This window comes from Bacillota bacterium, from assembly GCA_040754675.1.
Classification (GTDB): Bacteria; Bacillota; Limnochordia; order Limnochordales; family Geochordaceae; genus Geochorda.
Genome location: JBFMCJ010000499.1, coordinates 1 through 2,973 on the forward strand (window position 1 = coordinate 1; position 2,973 = coordinate 2,973).

The window sequence follows — 2,973 nt, forward strand, 5'->3', positions numbered from 1 at the left end:
AGCGCGGCCGGCTTGAGTAGCGGCGTCGGACGCAGGAACCTGCTCACCACCGCCCGCGCCCGGTAGACATCCGTAATCGTCGGATCCCAGAGCAAAACGCACCCCCCTGCGAACGACTTCAACGACCTATCCGTAGAACCCTCCTCGCGCCAACTCTCCCGCCCCACCCGGCCGCCTCACCCTGTCAACTTCGGGCCCAGGCCCGACCGTCCCTCCCCGCTTACCCCCCGGGTACAGGCGGGGTCGCCCCACCGCGCCAACCCTCCGGGTGAAGGCCGGGTCGCCCCAGTCTACCACCCCCACCGACGGCTCGTGGCGATTTTTCCGCCCTCTGTCCGGGCGGACAGCGGTGAAAAATTCGCCATCTGGTCCGCCGGACCCCCCGACTGGGGGTCTCACCCTGCGCTTCGACCGGATGACTCCCCTCCAGGACCCCGGCAGGCAGCATGCGGGTCGACAACCCGTGCGCCTTCGCGCGCGGTTGTCGAATTTGCGCCCTCCGACTCCCGACTACAACAGCTCTTTGACCCCTGGCCCGGCCCGTCCCCCCTGCTCTACCCGCCCCCCACCAAAGATGTGGCGAAAAACTACCCATCGCCACAGGCCCGAAGCGGCGAAATTCTCCCCGCCTGCGCAAAACCCCGCCCAAAACCCGCGGCCCACCCTTACAACGGGCACGGCAAACGCCCGTCGGCAGGAGAATCATGGGGGGCGTGTCAAATGATGGGAGAGTTCGTGGTGGAGGTGGGAGAAGTGGCGAATCTCGTCGTGCCCCTCGAGTTGGTGAACGCCGACCTTTCCATCGAGGCCCGGTTCGTTTACATCTTCCTCCTTGCCAAATCCGACCGTCAGAGCAGTCAATGGCGGGGGACTCAGGCCGCCCTGGCCGAAGCCCTTCATGTAGACCGCACCACACTCCGCAAGAGCATAACGGCCCTGGAGCAGGCAGGTTGGCTTCGGCTGGAGCAGGCCGGACGCCGCGAGACCGTCTTCACCATGCGTAATCCGATCCTCGAAGAGCGCCGGGCCGAACTGAAGCGCGTGCAAGCGCGTCTCGGGCCCGCCAGCTTCAAGGGGGAAGCTCTCATGTGTGAATGGTTGGACCTCATAGTAGCATCTACCGAGTACGACAACAACGCCCGCCTGGGGTCGATCCGCAATCCCGTGACTGACGCCTGCCTGGAGTTCGACCGTTACTACCCCAACCAGCGGGTGGCCTTCGAGTTCAACGGCCCGCAGCATTACGGGCCGACCGACGCCTACCCTGACCCAGACCGGGCCCGGGAGACCATGGCCCGGGACTACATCAAGAAGGCCCTCTGCCACGAACATGGGATCCACCTCATCACGCTTACCGCAAAGGATCTCAGCTTCAAGACCATCACGGAGAAGGTGCACGGACTCCTCCCCCTGCGCGAGGTGTGGCCGGACGACCCCGTCCTGCGATACCTCACGCACGTCAGTCGGCTCTATATCCGGGCAGCCCGTCGCGCGCAGGCAGGCCAGCAGGGACAGATCACCGGGGCCAAAAGCGGGCCACCCCAGGGGGAGGCAGTGGCTCCCAGCTTCCGCGCACCCCGTGCGCCAGGGCAGCGACTTCCAGATGGAGCATAGCGATCCCGCAGTCCAATCGCCTGCTGATCCCGCCTGTGTCGCGCCATCCAGTCACATAGACGGTGATCGTCCAGACCGGACCCTCATCCCCAGCCGGTCCAGCCCCAGCCGGGCGGTCAGCACCGACCGGGCTGTCAAGACCAGCTGGCCGCCTAGCAGCCGGGAGCTCAGCGCTAACCGCAAAGCGCCAGGGCTGTCGGTTCATCGCCGAGGGTGCAAGCCGGGCCGCCTCCAGGGCTGCCCTCACCCACGCCGGCCACCGGGCAAGATCGCCGGCAGCACCGGGGGCACCACCCGCCACGAGTTCCGCCAACGGCTTGCGGCGGTGTGAACGCACGAAGCCACTCATGATCGATTCTTCCCGGCTGCGAGGGCCCGGGTAGCCAAGCGGTATGACCGCCATCACCCGTTCCCCGGCAGCCACACCCAGCAGGCGGGCGGCCACCTCAGGACGGAAGAAGCCGCCCACCCAGCACGTACCCAGCCCGAGCGAGGTGGCCTCCAGCACCACGGCCTCGCCGGTATACCCCACCCGCTCATGTGCGTACGGGCTGTCCGTTCTTCCCACCAGTGCTGCGTAGGCCGGCGCCCCCTTGACCTGCCCATAGCTGCCCACTACACCCCTCAAGACCTCGTCCGCTGGTCGTGTGACAAGCACTGCCCGGGCTTCCTCATAGGGGCGGAACCCGTCGCAAACGCCCGCCAGGCGCGCAAGCACCCCCGGTTCCACCGGGCGCGGCTCAAAGCGCCGACGGCTGTGCCTCTCGACTATGGCAGGGTGCCAACGCGCAAACGGAATCTCCACAACTGCCCAGCAACCTCCCGGCCTGCCCGCAGCCACCCGGCCCGACCGCCCCCAACCACCCGTCTTGACGCCGCAGCATACCTGGTGTTCCACGCGTTACCGTACGCGTCGCCGGTCGAGGTAGGGACTCGACCCGGCCACCCGGTTACCCCCAAGTCGCAGGGGCCGAAACGTTTCGAGGCGCCAGGTGGCTATCCGCACTCTCACTGAAGCAACTTGGGGGTCGTGTCCAGCCCTCATGCGGCACTCTGCAACTGGCCGGCACTCGCGCGCCCCTCCATACAGGCCCGTTACGGCGCTTCGGGAGGACCCGCAGCCGGCCCGGCAGGAAATGGCACGCCTGCGTCGAAGTAGCTGTCCAGCGAAACGGTTCGCCTCTGGCGACGTACAAGCGGACGCACGCAGCAGGCACCGTGGCCACGGCCCGGGCGGACCCCGGAGGACAAGACGGTGAAGACCGCCTATGTAGAGTTCCGTCCCGCTTCCCTGGTGGCCACGCGACTCCTGGGAAGGGTATTCCCTTCCATCTACTTCAGCCGCCTGGGTCTACTCCA

2 protein-coding genes are annotated in these 2,973 nt (G+C 67.0%); one reads left to right on the forward strand and one right to left on the reverse strand.

Annotated elements, in window-relative coordinates:
* The first annotated feature begins 720 nt into the window (after positions 1–720).
* The gene (locus AB1609_19745; protein ID MEW6048677.1) at positions 721–1,614 is read left to right on the forward strand and encodes a helix-turn-helix domain-containing protein; all 894 of its coding nucleotides are present in this window, start codon (positions 721–723) and stop codon (positions 1,612–1,614) included.
* Here AB1609_19745 and AB1609_19750 read toward each other — a convergent pair.
* On the reverse strand, positions 1,517–2,419 hold the full coding sequence (locus AB1609_19750; GenBank protein MEW6048678.1) for a nitroreductase family protein: 903 nt from the start codon (positions 2,417–2,419) through the stop codon (positions 1,517–1,519). The two genes, AB1609_19745 and AB1609_19750, sit on opposite strands and share 98 nt — an antisense overlap.
* Between the last annotated feature and the right edge of the window lie 554 nt (positions 2,420–2,973).